This is a genomic window from Desertivirga arenae (assembly GCF_017355785.1).
Taxonomy (GTDB): Bacteria; Bacteroidota; Bacteroidia; order Sphingobacteriales; family Sphingobacteriaceae; genus Desertivirga; species Desertivirga arenae.
In genome coordinates, this window is sequence record NZ_JAFEWE010000009.1 from 19,722 (window position 1) to 38,535 (window position 18,814).

Below are 18,814 nucleotides of genomic sequence, written 5' to 3' on the forward strand. Positions count from 1 at the left end.
ATATGAACCTCAAGAGAGACATTAACAAATTTTTGGTGCTTGCTGTTATTGCACTGTTCCTATCCTTTAAGTCGACTGATACTCCTAAAGTATGGACGACTTCGGCGCAGCCGCAGAAAGAATTGGAGGCATTAAGAAAGGAAATTAAGGCACCTCGTTTTAAAAACAAGGATTATCTTATTACTGATTTCGGAGCAAAGGCTGGTGGTGAAGTTAATAACACTGTAGCTTTCAGAAAAGCGATAGAAGCTTGTAGTAAAAATGGAGGAGGACGGGTAGTTGTACCTTCCGGAGCTTTTTTAACGGGCGCAATTTACCTGAAGAGTAACGTTAACCTGCATCTTGCTGATGGATCAACGATTGTGTTCAGTCATAACCCCAAAGATTATCCTATTGTCTTTACAAGATGGGAAGGGATGGAATGTATGAATTATTCCGCCCAGATCTATGCTTATGGTGAAAAGAACATTGCAGTAACAGGAAACGGTACTTTGGATGGTAATGCTAATAATGATCGATGGTGGAATTGGAATGGAAGCCCCAGGTACGGATGGAAGGAGGGAATGCCAAAACAGACTCCTGCAAGGACTGCACTTCACGAGATGATGCATAAGCAGATAGACCCAAGGAAACGTGTTTTTGGCGACGGACATTATCTAAGACCAAATATGTTCCAGCCTTATAATTGTAAGAATATTCTGGTTTCAGGAGTGAAAATGATTAACTCTCCTATGTGGTTTATGAATCCTGTTCTTTCTGAAAATATCACGATAGAAAAGGTAAGGGTGGCAGCTCATGGTCCTAATACCGATGGATGTGATCCTGAAGCATGTAAGAATGTGCTGATTAAGGATTGTTACTTTGATACAGGTGATGATTGTATTGCTATTAAATCTGGCAGAGATGAAGATGGACGCAGGATTGGCCGGCCAGCAGAAAACCATATAATTGAAGGGTGTGAAATGAAAGACGGACACGGAGGTGTGGTGATAGGAAGTGAAATTGCTGGAGGGGCTAGAAATATCTATGCCATAAATTGTATAATGGATAGCCCTAACCTTGACAGAGTTCTGCGTTTGAAGACAAGTTCTTCCCGAGGAGGCATCATTGAAAATATTTTCATGAAGGACATTAAGGTTGGTGCTTATAAAGATGCGGCAATTACCTGCAATATGTTTTATGAAAATCCGGGTAGTTTTATGCCTACTATCAGAAATGTATGGGTGGAAAATCTGGACGTTTCAAATGGCGGCAATTATGGTGTTTTCGTGAGAGCTTATAAAGCATCTCCCGTCCAAAACCTTAAGCTAATCAATTGTGATATCAGAGGTGTGAAAAAGCCTATGCAGATAGATTATGTGAAAAATATGGAATTGAAGAATGTAAAGATTAACGGAGAGATGGCTGTCTTGCCTGATACATTACAGAATAAATAAAATTCGTAATTGAAGAACTAGAAGTTATTTAAGTACTATGACCCCAAATAAATTAATAGCAGGCTTTATATTTTGCCTTTCATTATTTACTACTATTCTCACCCAGGCTCAGCCAATTAATCGTCAAGCTGTTGTTCTGCGCCATACTATCGTCAATACACGCATTGATTCCCTGGAATCTCTTTCAGTGGGAAATGGAAAGTTTGCCTATACGGTAGATGTTACAGGACTTCAAACGTTTCCGGAAAGATATGCCAAAGGGGTCACGCTTGGTACCCAATCCGAATGGGGGTGGAACAGGTTGAAGGATACAGCTGGATATAAATTTGAAGAAACTTTAAAAGAGTATACGCTCAACGGAAAGAAGTCTTCCTATTCCGTTCAGTTCTCCGAAGCTGGATCCAGACAAAGGGCCGCATCGGATTGGTTCCGTAAAAGCGTTCATCGTATTCAACTAGGGAACCTCGGATTGGATATTTATAAGAAGGACGGAACGCTAGCAAAGCCAGTAGATCTGAAGAATATCCGCCAAACTTTGAACATGTGGACAGGTGAGATTGTGAGCCATTTTACTGTGGAGGAAAACTCTGTTGATGTAATTACCGTCGGACATCAGGATCAGGACCTGGTTGCGTTTCAAATCAAGTCACCTTTAATTGCGGCTGGGCGTTTAAAATTAAAGTTGAAGTACGCTTATCCTACCATGGAGTTTCTGGACGAAGGTGTAAACTACAAGGATCCGCAGAAACATAGATCATCTATTACTTCTCAGAATGAAAGTGGTGCAGTAATTCAGCATGCACTGGAAGGAATTACATATTCATCAATATTCAAATGGAGTAAGGGAACGGCAGCTGCAACTACTACCTCTCATTACTACCAGATAACTCCTGATAAGAGTTCGCAAGTATTTGAACTGAGTTGTTTATTTTCTCTTCAACCGGTAGAGGCTGTGACGTTGCCCACATTTGCACAGACCAGAGAAAATAGTATCACCGGGTTAAAGAAGTTTTGGATGAGTGGAGCAGCGATTGATTTTGCAGGCAGTACCGACATCCGGGCAAAAGAACTAGAGCGTAGGGTGATCACATCAGAATACCTTACTAAAATTCAATGTACCGGTTCTTTTCCTCCCCAGGAAACGGGGTTAACTTACAACAGCTGGTTTGGTAAGCCTCACCTGGAAATGCATTGGTGGCATGGCATCCATTTCGCACTTTGGAACAGGCCAGAACTGTTGGAGAAGAGCCTCGATTGGTATTTCAAGGTTGAGGAGGGGGCTAAGGAAATTGCAAAACGACAGGGTTTCAAAGGTGCTCGTTGGCAGAAGATGACGGACCATGAAGGATTAGAAAGCCCTTCATCTGTTGGAGCTTTCATTATTTGGCAGCAACCTCATCCTATCTATATGGCCGAATTGCTGTATAGAGATGAGAACAGCAAAGATGTGCTGGAGAAGTACAAAGACATTGTTTTTCAAACAGCAGAATTCATGGCATCATTCCCTACGTATGATAGTATTAAGCAACGTTACAACCTCGGGAAAGGCCTCATTCCTGCTCAGGAAGTATTTAAAGCAGTGGATACTTATAACCCAAGTTATGAGTTGGCTTACTGGGACTGGGCGCTGCGGATCGCACAGAAATGGCGCGAACGGTTGGGTATGCCACCCAACTCTGACTGGGATGCAGTAATAAATAAGCTTGCACCTTTACCAAAGCAAAACGGACTTTATTTGTCAACAGAGAATACCCCTGATTCTTTTACTAACGAAGAGTGGTTGCGGGATCATCCATCTGTACTGGGCACCTTAGGTATGGTTCCCGCAGGTGCTAAGCTCGATAAAGCTACTATGCAACGGACTTTCGATACAGTTTGGAAGGTTTGGCAATGGGACGATACCTGGGGATGGGATTTCCCTATGACTGCTATGACTGCAGCGCGATTAGGTAAGCCCGAGAAAGCAATAGATGCTCTCTTTATGAATATAAAGACTAATACTTACCTGAAGAACGGACACAATTACCAGGACGGCCGGCTACGGATCTATCTACCAGGTAATGGAGGTGTACTGGCAACAGTAGCCATGTTGGCTGGAGGATGGGATGGTTCTTCCGGTCCTAATCCAGGCTTCCCTAAGAATGGTAAGTGGAAGGTCAGATCTGAGGGATTTAAAAAAATGCCATAATGACTAAGAGGGGGTGTTTTAGCCCCTTTTTTTGTGCATCCACGTCATATTTTCGTCAAGTAAAAAACTAAAAGAGATGTTTTTACTTTCTAGATTTAATTTTTGCTAAAAGATACTTGATGAAAATATTGTTAGTTGAAGACGAACCAGGCATTGTTTCGGTAATTTCTCGTGGGCTTGCTGAAGCTGGAATGGAAATTAGCGTTGCAGCTGACGGACGAACAGGGCTAGATATGGCTTTAAAACATGATTTTGATCTGGTAGTTTTAGATATTATGCTTCCTGAACTTAATGGGATCCAGGTGTGCCGTGAGATAAGGAAGAAGAACACCACTATTGCTATCTTAATGCTTACAGCTTTAAGTAGTACGGAGAATATTGTAACCGGCCTCGACAGCGGTGCAGATGATTATCTTGTTAAGCCTTTTAAGTTTGCAGAGCTGGAAGCGCGGATCCGTACTCTGATCCGCAGAAGCAAAGCAGAAACTCAACCCAAGAATAAGCTCGTTTTTAATAATCTTGAAATTGATCTGGATGCAAAAAGTGTTAAAAGAGCAGGTAGGGATATTAATTTAACTGCGACAGAATATCGATTACTTGAGTATTTTATGCTAAATCCCAATAAAGTACTCTCAAGAATCGAACTACTTGATCACGTTTGGGATATTAACTTTAATATGGGAACTAATGTTGTTGACGTTTATGTTAACTATCTTAGGAAAAAAATAGACAATGGGGCTCCCATTAAACTAATTCAAACGGTGTTTGGAATGGGATATATTCTGAAAGAGGACGCACCGGATGAAAATTCAAACTAAGATCACTTTACTTTATTTCTTAATTGCTACTGCAGGACTAATTCTTCTCAATGCGTCTATTTTCTACTTCGTTTCGCAGTTTAATTTTGAGGATTTTTTTAAGCGTTTGGAAGCCCGTGTGCGCTTATCCTCACAAATAAATCTTTTTCAAAATGAACCTTCCGGTCCCTTCCAAGACATTCGAAATAGGTATTTAGAAAAGTTAGATCAGGAGCGCGACTATCTTATAAAGTATAACAACGGTAACTTTCAGAAACCACTGCCCTTACCACAGCAGTTTTATGATGCGATCGTAAAAAAAGGTAGTGCCAGGTATAATGTTGATAATGAATTTTATGCGGGGTCTTTTGTGAAATCTCCCAAGGGAAGTTATATCGTTATAGTTGCCGCACAGGATCCATATGGGTTTAAGGAGCTTGAACAACTTAAAAGAGTTCTGGTAATTACTTTTCTTATCTCTGTAATTCTAACTTATGTTGCAGGGAAAGTTTTCTCTTATTATACCATAAGACCTGTCAGAGCTATTATAAAAAGCGTTCGAAATATATCCGCTAATAATCTTCACCTTAGATTGTCTGAATTAAAAGGGAGTGATGAAATTGCAGAGCTGGTACACACTTTTAATCATATGCTTACCCGCCTTGAAACATCTTTCGAAACCCAGAATAATTTTGTTAGTAACGCATCTCACGAGCTACGAACTCCATTAGCTATTATCACCTCCGAAACAGAACTTTTATTAGGTCATGAGGGCTTATCCGATCGAACAAAGCGGTCGGGCCAAAACATTTTGGCAGAGTCTGAAAAGCTTGAGCAGATCCTCACAAGTCTTCTTGGATTGGCTCAAACCGGCTTTGATGGGAAAAAGCAGAATTGGCAGCTTATTAGAACGGACGAGTTAGTATTGACTGTGGTCGATTCGGTTAAGAAGATTGATGTTGAAAGCAGTATTTCTATTGATTTCTCTGCTTTGCCAGCTAATGAGGAAATGCTTTATACTGAGGGAAATATTAACCTGCTACGGCTTGCTTTAAGCAATATTGTTCTTAATGCCTGTAAGTACTCTAATAATGAACAAGTAGTGGTGAAATTAAGCTCAGAAAACGGTAGGATTGCAATCGTCGTCATTGATAAGGGAATTGGAATTCCACAGGCTGAGCTTCAGCACGTTTTTGAACCCTTCTTCCGTGCCTCAAACACAACTGATTTCAAAGGTCACGGTATTGGGCTCCCACTCACGTTAAATATTATACGTCTTCATAAAGGTTCTATAGGAATACGGTCGGAAGAGAAAATCGGCACAGAAATGCAAGTTTTGTTACCTGTCTATAAAAAAAACTGAGCGTTTATACGTTTTCTCTAATCAAACTCTAATAAGTATTACAACTTTCGTTGGTAAGGGTGCGAAAACTAGTTCGAGTGTTTATAATTTTAATTTTCCTGTTCTTATTAAAGTATTTTTTTCTAATCAAATTCTAATATCTGTCTTAATCCTCTTTAATGTCCCCAAAGTAGTATTGTAATAACAAATTATCGTTCACATTAAAGTGATTGTTATGCAGACTATTTTAATTCCAACCAGTTTCCAGCTCAAATCGTGCGAATGCGTGTCGGCGATTATTAAGCAGTTTAAAGGGCAGGATATCTCAATACTCTTTACTCACATGTTCAAACTTTCAGATTCGATTTCAGACTTACTCATGTTGTCTAGACGCGTGAAGGAATATGAATATGTCCCTGAAGAATTCTATCGTGAATGCCATGAATTGAAATTAAATTCTCCCGAGCTAAAATCCATAGGTATCGAGTTTTTCTACGGGGGGACTTTGGCAGCTTTCAAAAATTTTCTGGAAACTCACCAGATCAATTATATTCTCAATCCAGACTCCTGTGATTATGCTCCACTTAATAAATCCAGCATAGATCCTGCTGTTTTAATAAATCGTGCAAGTCTCCCCATCCTTGAGCTGAAGAAACTTTCACCACAGAAGAATTACAGCGCAAAAGAAGAATTAGAGGAAGTTAATTAGAATTTAAAGAAGAATCTACTTATGTTATTAAGAGAAAATATTCCCGCATCATACATTGTGGGTAAAATCAAAAATGAAGTTGTGTTTGTAACACTGTATTCAGTGTTCATAGCAGTAATGTATAATACTTTTCACTTTACCAGAATATCTATTCCTATTGCAGTCCCTACTATTCTAGGTACAGTTATTTCCCTGCTTCTGGCCTTTAAATCAAATCAGGCGTACGACAGATGGTGGGAGGCACGTACCATTTGGGGAGCTATAGTGAACGATTCGCGGACCCTTACACGGCAGCTTCTTACTTATGTAGATACTAAGTATGGACCCTCCGAAGAAAGAGCCTTTTGCGAAAAGATGGCTAAGAGACAAATAGCATGGTGTTATAGCTTAAGCAGGCATTTAAGGAGACAGGATCCCTTGAAGGGCTTAGAGAAACTTATATCGGCAGAAGACTTGAATTACATAAAGCAATACAGCAACATTCCACTTGCCTTACTTGAATTACAAGGTGCAGATCTGAGACATGCTTATAAGCTGGGGTGGATTAACGAGTTTCAACAAGTTGAACTAGATAATACCCTTACTCGTTTTTCGAATGAAATGGGAGGATGTGAACGTATCAAAAATACAGTGTTTCCAGCAACCTACGGTACTTATATCCACTTCTCCCTTGTGTTATTCATAATGCTGTTGCCATTCGGGTTAATTGAATTCTTCGGAGTGGTGGAAGTACCTGTAGTGATTGCTATTGCCAGTGCTTTCTTTTTAATCGAGAAAATGGCCATCCACCTGCAAGATCCTTTTGAAAACAAGCCAACTGACACCCCTACAACTACCATATCTCAAACTATTGAGAGGGATATAAAGCAAATGCTTAAGGTTAACTACAAGCAGGAAGAAAAAGTGGAAGAGAAAGATCAATCTAAAATGTTTTACATTTTGTAGCAATACGGGGTTAGAAATAAACTCTAACCCCATATCCAACTCTCACAATTTCAAGGAAAGACATGCTGTCTCTATTTTTGAACCAACTTACGCCGTACAGGTCATTCGTATTAAGCTCTGAATAAATGCTGAAGGCCTTAAGGCCTGTTTTGGGGAGTAACTTCTCTCCATTAAATTTCGCTTCAGTAGATAATGACACGTGAATTCTCGTGGATTTAGACCACCAGTAGTATCCTTTTGGATATTGAGTTTTGCTCCATTTTTCAAATTGCTCTCCAGGAGTGTATGAAACAAAGGTTCCAGGGTTTACAGGATAAATGGCAGTAATATCTTTGACCTTAATCCTTAGTGGTTTATAAGAAAATTTTCCAGCCAGGATCCTCAAAGGTCCTCCTTTCGATTCGGGAACATAACCAAAAGTAAAGTCTAGGTTACCTCTTTCTCCTTTAAATAAATCGTAACTTATTCCCACACTTCCATAGCCTATGCTTCCTCCGTATTGAGTAACGGCTCCATCGGGGATCAAAAAGCGGGCTCCCTGACTATTAGCCTTTAAAATAGGAAATGCCATTAAAAGGAGTAGTGTCAGGACTTTAAAATTTAATAACTTTATGTAATAGCTTTCCATTAACGATCTCAATTAGATAGAACTCCCTTTTGGCTGCCGTATTTGCCACAATAAAGGGGGTTGTTTTATTATAGGGATAGAGAACCTCCGTTTGGTTGATATGCGCATGTAAAGAGCCCAGGCATTTGGAGTTTTCAGTAAGTATAGAGGCATAAGGCTTTTCCAGTTCTGAATCAAAATCATCAGAAAATGAAGGTACATGTGAAACAGCAATATAATTATTTACCCCTGCCTCTGCTGCCATCTCAGCCTTCAGCCAGCTTATGTTAGGAATTGTGCCGTCGTAGTTATATTCCCTGCTGTTTGAGTCGAAGCAAACAAACTTTACACCGTCGTAAATAAAAGAAAAATTTTCATTTCCATACATACGCCTGAAAACGCTTTTCCCGTTTGCCGAAATGTCATGATTTCCGAGAACTGCGATATAAGGCATATTCAAATCGGAATAGATGTCATTAATCCACTCCATCTCCTGGTACAATCCAAAATCGGAAATATCACCATTTAATAATGCGAAATCTACCCCCTTAATAGAATTGATAACACTTACCATGTCTTCGCAGGCGCTATAGGCCCGCTGAGTATCTCCAGTGAGAACAAACCTTATCGTATCATCTTTTTCCTGGGAGTATAATTTTTCTATATTTTTCTTATTTAAGTCTGTAGGTGTATTTGAATCAAATTTCTGATTAGGACTGAATTCTACTTCGCCACATGCGAAGAGGAGTAGCAATAGTATCAATAAGTATATGTGTGTTTTCATGTGTGTGCATAGTAACTGAGTGTTTGTTTTAAAAGAGCATAAAGCAGTCCAATGTTGATTGCAAGGCTGAATTTTACATTACTTTTGCAGATATATTTTAATAAACCCGGACTAAATGCGTGAAAATTTGCTTTCTGTACTTAAGTACTTCTTCCTGTGGTTACTATTTTTCTGCGTAGAACGGATGATCTTTCTATTGTTTTTCGTCGACAAAATTAAAAACTTTTCATCGGGAGAAATTGCTGCCAGCCTCAGATATGGCTTATGGATGGACATCTCAATGTCAGGATATTTTAGTGTGTTACCTCTGATTGGTTTTTTACTACTATGGTTAATCTCAAAAATTAGGCTTAGTCATGTATGGTTTCGTATATATTTCAGGACGCTTGTTGTGCTTGCTTCTTTAATAACAGTGATAAATTTTAATATCTATAGGGAGTGGGGGTCGAAAATTAATAGCCGGGCCTTTGAATTTTTGTTCGCTTCCCCGGGTGAAGCGATAGCAAGCAGTGTGTCTTCTCCTTTATTATTATCTTTTATAATTCTGGGTCTGCTTATTCTTCTGGGGTACTACTTAAGTAAACAGGCAGACTTCGAAGTAAGCAAGGAGGGGAAGTGGTACATTAAATTGCCTATCGCCATTTTATTACTAGGCTTAAATTTTCTTGCAATACGAGGAGGTTGGCAGTTAGCTCCGATGAACGAGAGTATGGCTTATTATTCGGCTAAACCTATATTGAATCATGCGGCTGTGAATACAGAATGGGCCTTACTGCATTCCTTAATGAGTAAGTCGAGCAAGAAGAATCCTTTTATGTTCTATAAGTCTGAAGAAGCAGAATCAATTGTTCGAGAGTTATATCCTCCCAACTCAGGTAATACAACCCGAATACTGACCACCGACCGTCCTAATATCGTTCTTGTTATCATGGAAAGCTTTACAGCAGATGTTATAGAAAGTCTGGACGGAGAAAAGGGCCTTGATCCGGGAATAGAAAGTCTTCTCCCCGAAGGTATACTCTTCAAACATATCTATGCTTCAGGAGATCGTACTGACAAAGGGGTTGTGTCAGTACTTAGTGCTTTCCCTACACAGGGAATGAAAAGCATTATGAAAGAGAATGAGAAGCAGTCAAAGCTACCATCTTTATTTAAGGCATTGGGTGCTGCAGGGTACAGTAGTTCATTTTATTATGGAGGAGAAATCCAATTTGCCAATATGAAATCCTATCTGCTTAATACAGGATGCCAAGAACTAATCGATAAAACAAGCTTCGATAAAAAAGATATGAATTCGAAGTGGGGCGCTTATGATGATGTTGTTTATCGCCGTCTTTCAAATGACTTAAATAAGAAAAAGGGCAAGCCTTTTTTTAGCGCCCTGTTAACCTTAACAAATCATGAGCCTTTCGAACTACCTGTTAAGCCACATTTTCCAGGTGAGGAAATTGAAAATAAGTTTAGGAGTACGGCCTACTATTCTGATTCTTGTTTGACCGCATTTATAAAGAGTGCAAAAGGAAGCCCGTGGTATAAGAAGACTCTTTTTATAGTTGTAGCGGATCATGGTCATAGATTGCCTAAAAATCAGCATGAGATATACGACCCTAAGCGTTATCGTATCCCCCTACTCCTATTTGGCGATGCGATAAGAAAAGAGTACAGAGGTAGTACCGTTGAGAAGGTAGGGAGTCAAACAGATATTGCCGCAATCCTGCTTGCTCAGTTAAATTTGAAGAATAAAGATTTTCAATGGAGCAAGGATTTATATAATGATAAGGTGCAGGGTCACGCCTTTTACAGCTGGGAAAATAGTTTTGGGTTTGTAAATGGTGAGAATAAAGCTCTTACATTTGATAATACAAGTAAGGCTGTTATATATAAGTCTCCTTATCTTGGGGACCAGGAAAATTCCTCTCTGCGCTATGCAAAAGCTTATATGCAGAGCGTATTTCAGCAGTTTCTCAGCTTTTAGAAAATGGGAAGAAATAGAAAAACCTGTCAGTACTGACAGGTTTACTCATTTGAAGCGATTTAGATAATTAATATTTTTATATCACCGGCATGGTGATCGTAAATGTTGTTCCTGTGTTTACCTGGCTATCTACCTCAATTTTGCCACCCAGTGATTCAATCTGAGTCTTTGTCATATGCAAACCAAGGCCTCTGCCTTCTTTATCGAAATTGAACTTCTTATAAAGGCCAAAAAGTTTATCTCCAACACTATTTAAATCCATGCCCAGTCCATTATCAGCAACTTTTATTAACAGTTGACCATCTGCCTTTTCTGCCGAAATAGTAATTGCAGGTGCTTCCTGATCTTTCGTGTATTTTATTGCATTACTGATCAGATTGTAGAATATGCTTTGAACGTAGCTTTTTATTGATTTAACTTCCGCAACCTCTGGTTGAATAGCAAGGTTAAAGATTGCGTTGCTATCCTTGATTTGCTTCTTAAGATTGTTTTTAACAGAAGTAATAATCTCCTCAATACTTATCGTCTCAAATTTTTCATTCATCGGCTTCCTTGAAGAAAGCACAAGATTTAAATCCTGAATAATTGTATCAATAGACTGAGCAGCATCTGAGATAAAGTTCACTAACTCACCCGTTTCTGAAGCCTCGTCCTGATAGTGAAATTTAATGATTTCGGTTAAGCCGATGATGTTTGCGATCGGCGACCGAAGGTTATGAGAAACAATGTAATTGAACTGCATCAATTCATTATACTTATGATTTAATTCAGTAATCAGACCTTCATGCTGCTTCTCCAGTGCTTTGATAGCTATGTTCTCTGCTTTTTCCCTTGTTATGTCTGTAATAAAACCTTCAACATCAGCAATGGAATCGGTTTCGTTATAGGTAGTATTACTAACATCTTTTACCCACTTTACTGATCCATCCTTACATATTATGCGATATTCTTTTGGCTCGAAATTTTCCTCTGTTGCTTTAGGATTAAGAGATAATATCAGGTTTTTATCCTCAGGATGAACAATGTTGATAAAGTCAATAGCAAGTAATTCTTCAACAGAGTAGCCGGTTAGGCTTACACATCCTGAACTAACGTAAATCAGAGTCAGATGCGGGGGAGAAGTGAGCTTATAGAACATTCCCTGAAGGTTTCTAAGGAGTCCTTCAGATATAGTTAAATTAATTTTTTGTTCTTCTTCTACCATTGTATGAGCCATAACTTAACTTTTACCACTTTTCTAAACTCTGACGATAAGCGGAGTTGATTCAATAAGGGCAAAAGAGAGACCATATTTAAACTTGACTGTGTTATTTTAGAATTTTGCTAAATAAAAGGGCTTGTTTTTTCTATTTCTTCTCTCAATGGCTTTTACGATTAGATTATTCGTAATAACGCTCTTCCCCGTAAGTTCTTTGCCTCTATTTCTTTTGATGATAAAGCTCCCCAAAAGTTCCCCAAATGCGATGGCGAGATTTTCCCATCTGTTTCGTGCTAAGGCAGGATGAAGCAGGTTGCGTGAGAGCTGAATAGTCGCTAAAATTGAAACGTAGTTAGGAATGGTGTGCATTTTGGAAAAAATGTCGTTACACGATTAATTAAGTATTGTATTTAGGCTTTTATATAAGATGTAGCTCTTAGCTTTGTCAACAGAGTATTCTCTTTTTTAACCAATGTATTCATCTGTTATTGCTTCTCACGGATCGTTTTTCAATACAAATTTGAGTTTCTCTTAGGGGATAAGTGTGTGATGTGTTACAATAAGGTATTGGGAAAGGTTATCAGTGCAGATAGTATCCGGGCAGGTAAAGAATATTTAAGGAGAAGCGCAAATTGTTGTAGAAAATAGATAACCAATATGAATTTTAAATTTAGAATGAGGAGCATACTGCCGTTATTGATCGCCTCTCTTAGTGTACTTTATGCTTTTAAGGCGGATAAAAAGCCGGTAATTTATATTATAGGAGACTCCACGGTCAGAAATTTCAATAATCAGCAAAGGGGATGGGGAAGTTTTCTGTCATCATTCCTTGATACTACTAAGATCAGCGTAGATAATCAAGCCATGGCTGGTAGGAGTACGCGTACTTTCATTAAGGAGAACCGGTGGAATAAAGTTGATTCTATGATGAAGTCTGGGGATTATCTTCTTATGCAGTTTGGACACAATGAAGGGTCCAAGCCAGATACCTCCCGGGCAGGATATCGAGGGGTATTGCAAGGGACCGGAGAGGAAACAAAAGAGTTAACCTGGAAGGATGGCACAATTGAGACTGTTCATACTTATGGATGGTACCTACGGAAGTTCATAAGAGAAGCAAAGGCTAAAGGGGTGACACCAGTGGTAATTTCAATGATCCCGCGAAATCAATGGAAGGATGGGAAGGTGCTGCGAGCCAACGAGAGCTACGGCAAATGGGCGAAAGAAGTTGCCGAGCAGGAAGATGTATTTTTTATAGACCTAAATAAGATTACAGCCGATAAATATGATCAGTTGGGTGCAGACAAGGTGAAAGACTATTTCTACGGGGACCATACACATACCAATGAGGTTGGGGCACGAATCAATGCGAGCTCTGTAATAGAAGGAATCAGGCTAGACAAAAAGCAGCCGTTAAACAAATACATTAAGAAATAATAATCAGGTAACTAATGAAGCAAGTAATTAAGTTTAGTCTTTTTTCAGCGATTATATTGTTCTCATCCTTCATTCTGACCAGGCCTGCAGATAAACCAACGCTGTTCCTGATCGGCGATTCTACTGTTCGAAATGGTCATGGGAAAGGAGATGGAGGATTGTGGGGTTGGGGAAGTTTTCTTCATGAATTTTTCGATACTACAAAGATCACTGTTAAAAATGAAGCCTTAGGTGGCACCAGTTCCCGTACTTTTTTTAACCGGGGACGCTGGGCTGCAGTACTTCCGCAAATTAGAAAAGGCGATTATCTGATCATGCAATTTGGACATAATGATAATGGACCGCTGGATGACACCGCCCGGGCAAGAGGAACAATTAAAGGAACCGGTGATGAAAGCAAAGAAATCTATAATCCAATAACCAAACAGCAGGAGGTGGTATATTCTTATGGCTGGTACATAAAGAAAATGGTACAGGAGGCAAAAGAGAAAGGAGCTACGGTGATCGTTTGCTCTCCTATACCCAGAAATGACTGGAAAGAGGGTAAGGTTAACCGGGCAAGTGAAGGCTATGGGAAATGGGCAAAAGAGGCAGCTTTGGCTTCAGGTGCCTTTTTCTTAGATTTGAATACACTTATTGCTGAGGATTATGATGTGGAAGGAGAATCAAAAGTAAGAGAAACCTACTTCAACACACAAGATCATACTCACCCGATAGAAGCAGGCGCTCGCCTTAATTCTGCCAAGGTAGTAGAGGGAATTAAAAGTATTAAAGGTCTTTCTTTAAAGAAATACTTGACTAAACAAGCTAAAAAGTAAACACATAAAAAATGAATAATCGTTCCTGGCTAAAAACCATTTATTGCTTATTGTTCCTGACAGTAACAGTAAGTCAGATGCAAGCTCAAAGTTTGCCGGATAAAAAAAGTGTTCTTAACGTAATGCGTTTAACGAATAGGTATTTTATGAATACCTGGCCTGATGCAGGTAAACCAATAGTTACTAATAAAGAAAGACCAAGTAATATCTGGACCCGAGGCGTTTACTATGAAGGATTGATGGAGCTATATAGAATAGAGCCGAAAAAAAAGCACCGGAAATCTTACTATAACTATGCAGTGCAATGGGGAGAAAAGCATAAATGGGGATTAAGGAGTGGAACTGCAAGGGAACGGCAGAATGCTGACGATCAAACTTGCGGACAGACCTATATAGATCTTTATCTGATCAATAAAAAGGAAGAACGTATAAGGGATATAAAAGCGGCAATAGATGGTATGCTTGCAAGTGATAGAGTTGATGACTGGTGGTGGATAGATGCACTGCAAATGGCAATGCCAGTTTTTGTACGTTTAGGAGAGGTGTATAACGAGCCTAAGTACTATGATAAGATGTATCAGATCTACAATTACACCAAAACCAAGCACGGGGGGAACGGATTATGGAACCCAGCTGATAAACTCTGGTGGAGAGATAAGGACTTTGTGCCTCCTTACAAGGAGCCTAATGGTGAAGATTGTTATTGGGCGAGAGGAAACGGCTGGGTTGTAGCAGCGTTAGTTCGCACGTTAGAAAAGCTTCCAAAAAGCGATCCTCATTATAATGAATACTTACAGGACTATAAAGACATGTTGGCGGCTCTGCTTCCCATTCAAAGGCAAGATGGATATTGGAATGTTAGCCTTCACGATCCCAATAACTTCGGCGGTAAAGAGTTAACTGGTACTTCACTTTTTGTTTATGGTATGGCCTGGGGGATAAATAATGGGCTAATAGATAGAGCAACGTATCTTCCGGTTTTGACTAAAGCCTGGAATGTTATGACAAAAGAGTGTGTGCATCCTAATGGTTTTCTGGGATATGTTCAGGGAACAGGTAAAGAGCCGAAAGACGGACAACCTGTAAGCTACACATCGAAGCCTGACTTCGAAGACTACGGTCTAGGTTGTTTCTTACTAGCAGGTAGCGAGGTTTATAAGCTGAAGTAATAGTTGCAATATGCGCTGGCTGTTTATAGAAGATATCGGAAACTAATTATAGGTCAATCAAATTTTTATCTAAGGAAAATGGCAAAGATCGCTTTTAAGATGAAGCTGAAACAGGGTTTCAAAGAAGAATACAAAGAACGCCACGACAAACTATGGCCTGAATTAAGGGAGCTTCTGAAGCAAAATGGTGTGAGTGACTATACTATTTTCCTTGATGAAGAAACTAATATTCTTTTTGGTGTGCAGCAGCAAAGCGGATCGCAGTCGTCACAAGATCTGGGAGCAACTGAAATTGTACAGAGGTGGTGGGCTTACATGGCCGACATTATGGACACTAATCCTGATAATTCACCCGTATCGGTGCCACTTGTTGAAGTATTTCACATGGATTAAAAACACTCAGGTAAGCTTATTCTTAAAGGAATTTTAAATACTGTCCATAGAGGCTATGGTGCTTCTTCGGACAGTATTATAAGTAAAGCCTTCTATGTCTTGACAGACAATCGGGGCTTTTAATTTATAAACGCAATATGAAATTAAATAGGTACGCAACCTTGGTTTTAGGAGGAATGGCGTTGATCAGTTTTAAGGCTGCAGGTCAGACCAATCTTTGGCCAGAAGTTAAAACAGAAACCAGGCCTTGGACACGCTGGTGGTGGATGGGAAACGCAGTTGATGAAAAAAATATATCTTCTCTGCTAGAAACCTATAAAGCAGCAGGAATAGGTGGAGTTGAAATTGCACCAATATACGGAGCTAAAGGTTTTGAGAAAAGATATCTCCAGTATCTTTCTCCAGAATGGATGCAGCAGCTAAATTTTACAGTTCAAAAGGCTGGAGGTTTAGGAATGGGTGTCGATTTAACAACAGGGACGGGATGGCCTTTTGGTGGTCCCCAAATTACACCTGAATTTGCTGCTGCAAAATTAATTGTTCAGCGATACAAAATAGAGGCAGGTGGAGCCTTTGGAGAAAAGATCTTATTTAAAGATCCAAAGGCAGGATATACAAAGTTTCAATCCCTAACTGCTTATAGCGAAAAGGGCGAGCCATTGTTATTAACAGATAAGGTAGAGGCAGATGGTACCTTGAAATGGGTTCCCAAATCAGGCAAATGGGACTTATACGCAACCTTTAGTGGTCGTACCCGGCAAATGGTTAAAAGAGCTGCACCCGGCGGTGAAGGCTTTACTCTAAACCACTTCTCCAGGCCTGCATTAAATGCGTATTTGGGTCGTTTTGATCAGGCTTTTGCAGGAAAGGCACCAAGAGTAAGGTCTTTTTATAATGATAGTTATGAAGTTTACAACGCCGATTGGTCTGACGATTTTTACAATGAGTTTCAAAAAAGGAGAGGATATGACCTTAGGCTTTATATTAAAGACCTGGTAAGTAAAGATTCCACCTCTAAACATATTGCCCGTCTTAAATCAGATTACAGGGAAACTATGGGTGAAATGTTGATGGATAATTTCACCCGGCCCTGGACCAACTGGGCACATAAGTATAATTCAGTAACTAAAAATCAGGCTCATGGTTCTCCTGGTAATTTGCTTGATCTTTACGCTGCTGTAGATATTCCGGAGTGTGAAACTTTCGGCTCCAGTTATTTCCGTATTCCAGGTCTAAGACGGGATAGTGCAGATATACGAAATGTTGATCCCGATCCTGTAATGTTGAAATTTGCTTCGTCTGCCGGACACGTAGCAGGTCATAATCTCGTAAGTTCTGAGACCTTTACCTGGCTGACCGAACATTTCAAAACCTCTCTGTCTCAATGTAAACCCGAAGTAGAGCAAGTGTTCCTGGCAGGGGTAAACCATGTTTTCTTTCACGGAACAACCTATTCTCCTGAGGATGTGAAATGGCCAGGATGGTTATTTTATGCCTCTGTAAATATGGTTCCCGCTAACAGCTTTTGGTCACATCTCCCAGGCTTGAACAATTATATCACACGGGTCCAGTCGGTATTGCAGACGGGGAAACCAGATAATGAACTGCTCATTTATTGGCCGGTATATGATGCCTGGAATAAGGCTAAGGGAATGGATATGCCTTTAAAGGTGCATGATATTGATGATTGGCTCCATCCTACTCCATTCTATAAAAATGTTACCGCTTTACAGAAGGCTGGTTATTCCCTGGATTTCATTTCCGATAATTTACTTAAGGGTTCAACTGCTGGATCTGGTTCGATTTCTACGTCACAGAACGGCGCTTCTTATAAGGTTCTTATTGTTCCAAAAGCTGAAATTATTCCGATGGAGACCTTAGAAAAGATGTTGCAATTAGCTAATAATGGTGCTACTGTAATTATGCAGGATCTTCCTCAGGATGTTCCCGGCCTTAGTAATCTTGAAGCGAACAGAAAACGATTTAAAGAGCTTCTAGGTAAGCTCAATTTTGTAGATGCAGGAAACGGAATAAAAGAATTGAAGACCGGAAACGGGGTTGTTTTGTTAAGTGCTGATATTCAAAAGGCGCTGGAAGCAAAAGGAGTTAAACCAGAGCAAATCACTCAGTCGGGATTAAAGTTTATCCGCCGGCAAGCTGGGGCCGACAAATATTATTATTTGGTAAATCATACAGATAAATCGGTAGATGAAGTTCTTGCCTTAAATGTTGACGCTTCTTCTGTTATGATCATGGACCCTCAAACAGGTAAAGCCGGGAAGGCTATGTCTTCCAATGAAGGTGGAACAACAAAGGTTAGAGTGCAGCTTCAGGCAGGGGAGGCCTTGGTCCTAAAGACTTCTTCATCAGATCAAAGCACCCCTAGCTGGACCTATCTGGAAAATGCCTCTGTTCCAATTGTCGTCAATGGAACCTGGAACTTGCATTTCAGCAATGGCGGACCAACGATCCCTTCAGATAAGAAACTCAACAGCCTTTTATCCTGGACAGAATTAAAAGATAGTGCAGCTATTTCTTATTCCGGAACCGGAGAGTATAGCATTTCCTTTAAAATGCCTAAAGGAGAGGCCAAAGAGTTTGTACTAGATTTAGGTAAAGTTGCTGAAAGTGCTCATGTATGGGTTAACGGGCAGGATGCCGGCATTTTATGGAGCATTCCATTCAGAACCCGGATAGGGCAGTATTTAAAACCAGGTAAGAAGAATACTATTCGAATCGAGGTTGCGAACCTGATGGCCAACAGGATAAGGGATATGGATAGAAAGGGGATACAGTGGAGGAATTATAACGAAATAAACTTCGTTAATATAAACTACCTCAGCTTTAATGCTGCTAACTGGAAGCCCCAAACTTCCGGTCTTATCGGTCCTGTCACCATTACACCTTTCAAATAAGTAGAATGATTTACTCTATCCGGAATGAAGTTTTCCGGATAGAGTTTTCTCTCTTCTCCACCCGGAGTAGCTAACCTTTAGATTATATTAAAAAACTTACT

General features: G+C 39.8%; 15 protein-coding genes. 12 read left to right on the forward strand and 3 right to left on the reverse strand.

Features of this window, described 5'->3' with window-relative positions; genetic code table 11:
• Nucleotides 1-2: 2 nt before the first annotated feature.
• The 6 genes from J4N24_RS17080 (at nucleotide 3) to J4N24_RS17105 (ending at nucleotide 7,417) form a co-directional block, all read left to right on the forward strand.
• On the forward strand, nucleotides 3-1,436 hold the full coding sequence (locus tag J4N24_RS17080; protein ID WP_207534932.1) for a glycoside hydrolase family 28 protein: 1,434 nt from the start codon (nucleotides 3-5) through the stop codon (nucleotides 1,434-1,436).
• A gap of 37 nt (nucleotides 1,437-1,473) precedes the next feature.
• Nucleotides 1,474-3,624, forward strand: a complete 2,151-nt coding sequence (locus J4N24_RS17085) for a hypothetical protein (RefSeq protein ID WP_207534933.1) — start codon at nucleotides 1,474-1,476, stop codon at nucleotides 3,622-3,624.
• Nucleotides 3,625-3,743: 119 nt separating this feature from the next.
• Complete coding sequence (locus tag J4N24_RS17090; RefSeq protein WP_207534934.1) at nucleotides 3,744-4,442, forward strand: response regulator transcription factor; 699 nt, start codon at nucleotides 3,744-3,746, stop codon at nucleotides 4,440-4,442.
• On the forward strand, nucleotides 4,426-5,784 hold the full coding sequence (locus J4N24_RS17095) for a sensor histidine kinase (protein ID WP_207534935.1): 1,359 nt from the start codon (nucleotides 4,426-4,428) through the stop codon (nucleotides 5,782-5,784). The genes J4N24_RS17090 and J4N24_RS17095 overlap by 17 nt, the downstream gene beginning before the upstream one ends.
• Before the next feature lie 214 nt (nucleotides 5,785-5,998).
• On the forward strand, nucleotides 5,999-6,472 hold the full coding sequence (locus tag J4N24_RS17100; RefSeq protein WP_207534936.1) for a hypothetical protein: 474 nt from the start codon (nucleotides 5,999-6,001) through the stop codon (nucleotides 6,470-6,472).
• Nucleotides 6,473-6,493: 21 nt separating this feature from the next.
• A complete protein-coding gene (locus J4N24_RS17105; protein WP_207534937.1) occupies nucleotides 6,494-7,417 on the forward strand; it encodes a bestrophin family protein in 924 nt (307 codons plus the stop codon).
• Between the two features lie 10 nt (nucleotides 7,418-7,427).
• On the opposite strand, the gene J4N24_RS17110 is transcribed toward J4N24_RS17105, so the two are convergent.
• A complete protein-coding gene (locus tag J4N24_RS17110; RefSeq protein WP_242691692.1) occupies nucleotides 7,428-7,988 on the reverse strand; it encodes a hypothetical protein in 561 nt (186 codons plus the stop codon).
• 22 nt (nucleotides 7,989-8,010) lie between these two features.
• Nucleotides 8,011-8,808, reverse strand: coding sequence for a metallophosphoesterase family protein (locus J4N24_RS17115; RefSeq protein WP_207534939.1), 798 nt, complete (start codon nucleotides 8,806-8,808; stop codon nucleotides 8,011-8,013).
• 115 nt (nucleotides 8,809-8,923) lie between these two features.
• On the opposite strand from J4N24_RS17115, the gene J4N24_RS17120 reads away from it, so the two are divergent.
• Nucleotides 8,924-10,783, forward strand: a complete 1,860-nt coding sequence (locus J4N24_RS17120; protein WP_207534940.1) for an LTA synthase family protein — start codon at nucleotides 8,924-8,926, stop codon at nucleotides 10,781-10,783.
• A gap of 76 nt (nucleotides 10,784-10,859) precedes the next feature.
• Here J4N24_RS17120 and J4N24_RS17125 read toward each other — a convergent pair whose 3' ends face one another.
• The gene (locus J4N24_RS17125; protein WP_207534941.1) at nucleotides 10,860-11,999 is read right to left on the reverse strand and encodes a sensor histidine kinase; all 1,140 of its coding nucleotides are present in this window, start codon (nucleotides 11,997-11,999) and stop codon (nucleotides 10,860-10,862) included.
• Nucleotides 12,000-12,656: 657 nt separating this feature from the next.
• Between J4N24_RS17125 and J4N24_RS17130 the strand changes: the two genes are divergently transcribed.
• From J4N24_RS17130 to J4N24_RS17150, 5 genes are all read left to right on the forward strand, one after another.
• Nucleotides 12,657-13,418, forward strand: a complete 762-nt coding sequence (locus J4N24_RS17130; protein ID WP_207534942.1) for a rhamnogalacturonan acetylesterase — start codon at nucleotides 12,657-12,659, stop codon at nucleotides 13,416-13,418.
• A gap of 14 nt (nucleotides 13,419-13,432) precedes the next feature.
• On the forward strand, nucleotides 13,433-14,236 hold the full coding sequence (locus J4N24_RS17135) for a rhamnogalacturonan acetylesterase (RefSeq protein WP_207534943.1): 804 nt from the start codon (nucleotides 13,433-13,435) through the stop codon (nucleotides 14,234-14,236).
• A gap of 11 nt (nucleotides 14,237-14,247) precedes the next feature.
• A complete protein-coding gene (locus tag J4N24_RS17140; protein ID WP_207534944.1) occupies nucleotides 14,248-15,405 on the forward strand; it encodes a glycoside hydrolase family 88/105 protein in 1,158 nt (385 codons plus the stop codon).
• Between the two features lie 78 nt (nucleotides 15,406-15,483).
• Complete coding sequence (gene rhaM / locus J4N24_RS17145) at nucleotides 15,484-15,798, forward strand: L-rhamnose mutarotase (protein ID WP_207534945.1); 315 nt, start codon at nucleotides 15,484-15,486, stop codon at nucleotides 15,796-15,798.
• A 137-nt stretch (nucleotides 15,799-15,935) separates the two neighbouring features.
• Nucleotides 15,936-18,713: a glycosyl hydrolase gene (locus J4N24_RS17150; RefSeq protein ID WP_242691694.1), complete on the forward strand. Its 2,778-nt coding sequence runs from the start codon at nucleotides 15,936-15,938 to the stop codon at nucleotides 18,711-18,713.
• Nucleotides 18,714-18,814 lie beyond the last annotated feature (101 nt).

What these genes read in the sequence shown, in the direction of transcription:
- J4N24_RS17100 (WP_207534936.1), top strand. Translation starts at nt 5,999, where the DNA reads ATGCAGACTATTTTAATTCCAACCAGTTTCCAGCTCAAATCGTGCGAA.
- J4N24_RS17140 (WP_207534944.1), top strand. Translation starts at nt 14,248, where the DNA reads ATGAATAATCGTTCCTGGCTAAAAACCATTTATTGCTTATTGTTCCTG.
- J4N24_RS17105 (WP_207534937.1), top strand. Translation starts at nt 6,494, where the DNA reads ATGTTATTAAGAGAAAATATTCCCGCATCATACATTGTGGGTAAAATC.
- rhaM (WP_207534945.1), top strand. Translation starts at nt 15,484, where the DNA reads ATGGCAAAGATCGCTTTTAAGATGAAGCTGAAACAGGGTTTCAAAGAA.
- J4N24_RS17090 (WP_207534934.1), top strand. Translation starts at nt 3,744, where the DNA reads ATGAAAATATTGTTAGTTGAAGACGAACCAGGCATTGTTTCGGTAATT.
- J4N24_RS17080 (WP_207534932.1), top strand. Translation starts at nt 3, where the DNA reads ATGAACCTCAAGAGAGACATTAACAAATTTTTGGTGCTTGCTGTTATT.
- J4N24_RS17120 (WP_207534940.1), top strand. Translation starts at nt 8,924, where the DNA reads ATGCGTGAAAATTTGCTTTCTGTACTTAAGTACTTCTTCCTGTGGTTA.
- J4N24_RS17115 (WP_207534939.1), bottom strand. Translation starts at nt 8,808, where the DNA reads ATGAAAACACACATATACTTATTGATACTATTGCTACTCCTCTTCGCA.
- J4N24_RS17150 (WP_242691694.1), top strand. Translation starts at nt 15,936, where the DNA reads ATGAAATTAAATAGGTACGCAACCTTGGTTTTAGGAGGAATGGCGTTG.
- J4N24_RS17085 (WP_207534933.1), top strand. Translation starts at nt 1,474, where the DNA reads ATGACCCCAAATAAATTAATAGCAGGCTTTATATTTTGCCTTTCATTA.
- J4N24_RS17125 (WP_207534941.1), bottom strand. Translation starts at nt 11,999, where the DNA reads ATGGCTCATACAATGGTAGAAGAAGAACAAAAAATTAATTTAACTATA.
- J4N24_RS17130 (WP_207534942.1), top strand. Translation starts at nt 12,657, where the DNA reads ATGAGGAGCATACTGCCGTTATTGATCGCCTCTCTTAGTGTACTTTAT.
- J4N24_RS17135 (WP_207534943.1), top strand. Translation starts at nt 13,433, where the DNA reads ATGAAGCAAGTAATTAAGTTTAGTCTTTTTTCAGCGATTATATTGTTC.
- J4N24_RS17095 (WP_207534935.1), top strand. Translation starts at nt 4,426, where the DNA reads ATGAAAATTCAAACTAAGATCACTTTACTTTATTTCTTAATTGCTACT.
- J4N24_RS17110 (WP_242691692.1), bottom strand. Translation starts at nt 7,988, where the DNA reads ATGGCATTTCCTATTTTAAAGGCTAATAGTCAGGGAGCCCGCTTTTTG.